Consider the following 5,041-nt stretch of genomic DNA (forward strand, 5'->3'; position numbering starts at 1 on the left):
ATTTTCGATAACCATTTTCCATATATATAAATAAATTAATGAAAGGGAGGTATTTATATGATTTAATTCATTCTTTAAAATTAGAAAATTAGAATGTTGAGAAAATTATTTTTCATAATTTTAAGATAAAAAATGACAAACAACAATTTAAATATAAATTTTCTAAGAAATTAATAGAGTAAAAGTTATTTTTTTTAGTTTGTCTGACTCTTTTGATGTATGAAACAAGTAATTTGACCAATACTAGTAATAGTCAAAATGAAAGAGGAGACTGATACTGATTATGCAAGTTCTAACGGTTTGTCTTATATATTCGGGTGTGATCGTACTCTATCTCTTGTTTAAGAAAGTTCAATATAATAAGAGACAAAGAAATGTCATTAATTTTTTCCTATACTATAATCGAAGAAAAAGTAATGTTGATAGAGATACAAAAAGAACTGGAGATATTATTTATTTAATGCCACAACATTCGTCATTAAACAAAAATATTTTAAGAAAACGTAAAGATGAGTAATAATCAAAAAATATTAAAAAAGTAGCAAGCAATGTTTACTACTAAAATTGCTTGCTATTTTTTTTACCCTAAATTGGCAGTGGAGAAGAATAGTCGACTTAGTTTCTAATTTTAGGAATTAAGTCTAACTGCAAATACCCTCTGTCTTCGCATAAAGACTCGCCAAACGGCGAGTTTTCTTTATTGTCTTTTTTTGGTCTTTTTATTGTTTAACTTATATTCAGCTGTAAGTGGTTCTTGTGCAGTTTCTTCATTAAATCCAGCAGCTTTACCTTGTTCAATAGATGCTGACATCCCGCTGCCAGTATTATTTTTACGTCTTGACATGAAAATTCCTCCTTAATATATGGCTAATTTCGTCATTAAACCTTTTGAAAACAGCCTTGTATATAAAATAGTCTTACCTTTAATTTTTTTAGTACGCAAAAAGTCATTTGGTAAATTCTGAAAGAGGAATTTATGAAGAACAAATTAATGGGTTGAAAGTCTTGTTTTTGTGAAAAATTGATATCTTTTGGACTATTTATTCAAACCGAATTTTAATTTAGTGAATATATTGGCTTATGTGTGCAAATTGATCATTTGTAAAGGTGATCAATGGATAAATCCAGTTGAAATGATTACTGGGATAAGTCTTCCTAAGTAGGTTGGCAATTTAAATTTACTCAAAAGGGGAAATGATAAATGAAAAATCCAACTTATCACGAAAGAAATTTATCTAATCTAAATAAACTAGCTCCAAACACAAAGCAAGCAGCTTTAAAATGGTACAACTACTGTATAAAAAACGGTATAAATGTTTTAATTTACGAAACAACTCGTACGAAAGAGCGACAAGAAGTATTAGTCGAGAATGGTAAATCTCAAACTAGGAAATCATATCATATCGTAGGTCAAGCACTCGATTTTGATTAATGAAAAACGATTCCGTGTGAAAAAAAGAACTTTTACAAACCCTGTATTTGGATGTACAGGGTTTTTCTGCGTGGTGATAAAGACTAGTTGAAGATAATCATGGAAGGTCACTTATTAGTAAGAAATATGAAAATTAAATACTCATCATGAGTAAGTAAAAAAGCAAAAAGAAGAAAAAACCTTACTCATTACAGGTTCATGAGTAAAGATAAGTCAATGGTAGTTTTACCATTGATTGGTGTATGGAGTGAAATGACTAGAAATTGATATAATAAAGATATATAAAGACTCCGGAATTAATTTAAGGGGCTCTTTTTTTGTCTCACCTATTAGTTCTATACTTCTACAGAAAGTTAAAATTTGTTCACATTTCAATCATAAGCCTTTAATAAACAAATTTAATTATTCGTGTTAACTATTGATATATTAGTAAAAGATTATTAAAATTCCTATTCGATAAATTTAGTCATAAGTAATACTTATTGCAAATGATAAGTTACTTCTTATTTACTTATGATATACATTGTAATAATATATTATTGTAAGGTATTGAAAAGTTTGGATAGTAAATATATTCAGACATTTTTTGCTTAATAGGGGGAAGAAAACATGGGGAAAAATGACGTTTTCCAATCTCGTTCGACATTTACTGCGAACGATAAAACTTATCATTATTATCGCTTAAAAGCAATTGAAGAAGCTGGAGTAGCTAAAATCGGTAAATTACCTTATTCGATTAAAGTGTTACTAGAGTCAGTTCTTCGTCAAGTAGATGGAAGAGTAATTACAAAAGATCATGTTGAAAATTTAGCAAAATGGGGAACAAGCGAGCTACAGGATGTAGATGTTCCGTTTAAACCTTCTCGTGTAATTTTACAAGACTTCACAGGTGTTCCAGCTGTAGTTGACTTAGCTTCATTACGTAAGGCAATGGCAGATATGGGTGGAGACCCTGAAGTAATTAATCCTGAAATTCCAGTAGACCTAGTAATTGACCACTCTGTAATGGTTGATAAAGCTGGTTCAGTTGATGCATTGGATTTCAATATGGATTTAGAATTTTCTCGTAACGAAGAGCGTTACCAATTCTTAAGTTGGGCTCAAAAAGCATTTAATAACTATCGTGCAGTACCACCAGCAACTGGTATCGTACACCAAGTTAACTTAGAATACTTAGCGAATGTAGTTCAAGCAGTTGCAAATGAAGATGGTGAAGTAGTAGCATTCCCAGATACATTAGTAGGTACTGACTCACATACTACAATGATTAATGGTATCGGTGTATTAGGTTGGGGTGTAGGTGGTATTGAGGCTGAAGCAGGAATGCTTGGTCAACCATCATATTTCCCAGTTCCAGAAGTAATCGGTGTAAAATTAACTGGTTCTTTACCAAGTGGAACAACTGCAACTGATGTAGCGTTAAAGGTTACTGAAGTTTTACGTAAAAAAGGTGTAGTAAATAAATTTGTTGAGTTCTTCGGACCAGGTTTACAAAGCATGCCTCTAGCAGACCGTGCAACAATCGCAAACATGGCTCCTGAGTACGGTGCAACATGTGGATTCTTCCCAGTTGATGTTGAAGCACTTAACTATTTACGTTTAACAGGTCGTAGTGAAGAGCAAATTCAATTAGTAGAAGCATACTGCAAAGCTAATGATTTATTCTATACAGCAGATCTAGAAGATCCTTCTTTCACTGATTTAGTTGAAATCAATCTTTCTGAAATTGAATCAAATCTTTCTGGTCCAAAACGTCCACAAGATTTAATTCCATTATCTGAAATGAAAAAAGCATTCCAAGCAGCAGTTTCTGCTCCAATGGGTAATGCAGGTTTTGGTTTAACTGATGAAGCATTAAATAAAGAAGTAAATGTTAAATTTGAAAACGGTACTGAAACAACTTTTACAACTGGTGCAGTTGCAATTGCAGCAATCACAAGTTGTACTAATACTTCAAACCCATACGTAATGTTAGGTGCTGGTTTAGTAGCTAAAAAAGCTGTTGAAAAAGGTTTAACTGTACCTGCTTATGTAAAAACTTCATTAGCTCCTGGTTCTAAAGTTGTTAGTGGATATTTACAAGAAGCTGGATTAATTCCTTTCTTAAACCAATTAGGATTTAACATTGTTGGTTATGGATGTACAACATGTATCGGTAACTCTGGTCCATTAGCACCTGAAATGGAAGCAGCAATTGCTGAAAATGATATGTTAGTAACATCTGTACTTTCTGGTAACCGTAACTTTGAAGGACGTATTCATCCTCAAGTTAAAGGTAACTACTTAGCATCACCACCATTAGTAGTTGCTTATGCGTTAGCTGGCAATGTAAATATCGACTTCTCTGTCGAGCCAATCGGTCAAGACAAAGATGGAAAAGATGTATTCTTAAAAGACATTTGGCCAACATCTGCTGAAGTTCAAGAAGTTGTTGCTGCTACAGTTACTCCTGAATTATTCAAGAAAGAATATGAAAGAGTATTTGAAGATAACAAGCGTTGGAACGAAATTCAAACGACTGATGATTCATTATATAAATGGGATAGCGAATCAACCTATATCGCTAATCCGCCATTCTTTGAAGGGTTATCAAAAGAGCCAGGCGAAGTTAAACCATTAGCTGGTTTAAAAATCGTTGGTAAATTCGGTGATTCAGTAACAACTGACCACATTTCACCAGCTGGATCAATTGGTAAAACAACTCCTGCAGGACTTTACTTACAAAGTAAAGGTGTTAAACCTGTTGACTTTAACTCATATGGTTCTCGTCGTGGTAACCATGATGTAATGATGCGTGGTACATTCGCTAATATCCGTATCCGTAACCAAATCGCACCAGGTACAGAAGGTGGATACACTACTTACTGGCCAACTGGCGAAGTTATGTCAATTTATGATGCAGCAATGCGTTATAAAGAAGATGGTACTGGATTAATGATTTTAGCTGGAAATGACTACGGTATGGGAAGTTCTCGTGACTGGGCTGCTAAAGGAACAAATCTTTTAGGTATCAAAACAGTTCTAGCTGAAAGTTTCGAACGTATTCACAGAAGTAACTTAGTATTAATGGGTGTTTTACCACTTCAATTTAAAGCTGGTGAAAATGCTGAAACATTTGGATTAACTGGTAAAGAAGTATTTGCTGTTAATGTAGATGAGAACGTTAAACCGCGTGATCTTGTAAAAGTAACTGCAACGAAAGAAGACGGAACGACTGTTGAATTTGATGTAGTTGCTCGTTTCGACAGCGAAGTTGAAATTGACTACTACCGTCACGGTGGTATCTTACAAATGGTATTACGTGATAAATTAAATAATTCTAAAGTAACTTATTAATTTTTAGAGAAACACGGTCTTTAGTGGACCGTGTTTTTTGTTTTTTTTAGGGGATATTTAGTGAGTTCGCATGATCAGAAATAAATTAAGAGAATCGTAAATTACATTAATGGTCGAAAATAAATGAGTGGAATCGTAAATAAAAATCGGTAATCGCAATTAAATTTGTAGAATCGCAAATAAAAATCGATTAGCGCAATTAAATCTGTGGAATCGCAAATAAAAGTCGGTTAGCGCAATTAAATCTGTAGAATCGCAAATAAAAATCGGTAA

At 33.0% G+C, this 5,041-nt stretch carries 3 protein-coding genes; 2 read left to right on the top strand and 1 reads right to left on the bottom strand.

What is annotated here, in order from left to right:
* Positions 1-697: 697 nt before the first annotated feature.
* Positions 698-844 (bottom strand): small acid-soluble spore protein O, encoded by a 147-nt coding sequence (sspO, locus tag COC46_RS20750; protein WP_098811793.1) that lies wholly within the window; start codon positions 842-844, stop codon positions 698-700.
* A gap of 357 nt (positions 845-1,201) precedes the next feature.
* Between sspO and COC46_RS20755 the strand changes: the two genes are divergently transcribed.
* Together COC46_RS20755 and acnA are read left to right on the top strand one after the other, a co-directional pair.
* On the top strand, positions 1,202-1,432 hold the full coding sequence (locus COC46_RS20755) for a M15 family metallopeptidase domain-containing protein (RefSeq protein ID WP_483295518.1): 231 nt from the start codon (positions 1,202-1,204) through the stop codon (positions 1,430-1,432).
* A gap of 609 nt (positions 1,433-2,041) precedes the next feature.
* Positions 2,042-4,768, top strand: a complete 2,727-nt coding sequence (acnA, locus tag COC46_RS20760; protein ID WP_098811794.1) for an aconitate hydratase AcnA — start codon at positions 2,042-2,044, stop codon at positions 4,766-4,768.
* The last annotated feature ends 273 nt before the right edge of the window (positions 4,769-5,041 follow it).

The organism is Bacillus sp. AFS041924 (assembly GCF_002577195.1).
Lineage (GTDB): Bacteria > Bacillota > Bacilli > Bacillales > Bacillaceae_G > Gottfriedia.

Bases quoted from the DNA above. Each gene is read 5' to 3' on its own strand.
- sspO (WP_098811793.1), bottom strand. From the start codon at position 844: ATGTCAAGACGTAAAAATAATACTGGCAGCGGGATGTCAGCATCTATT.
- COC46_RS20755 (WP_483295518.1), top strand. From the start codon at position 1,202: ATGAAAAATCCAACTTATCACGAAAGAAATTTATCTAATCTAAATAAA.
- acnA (WP_098811794.1), top strand. From the start codon at position 2,042: ATGGGGAAAAATGACGTTTTCCAATCTCGTTCGACATTTACTGCGAAC.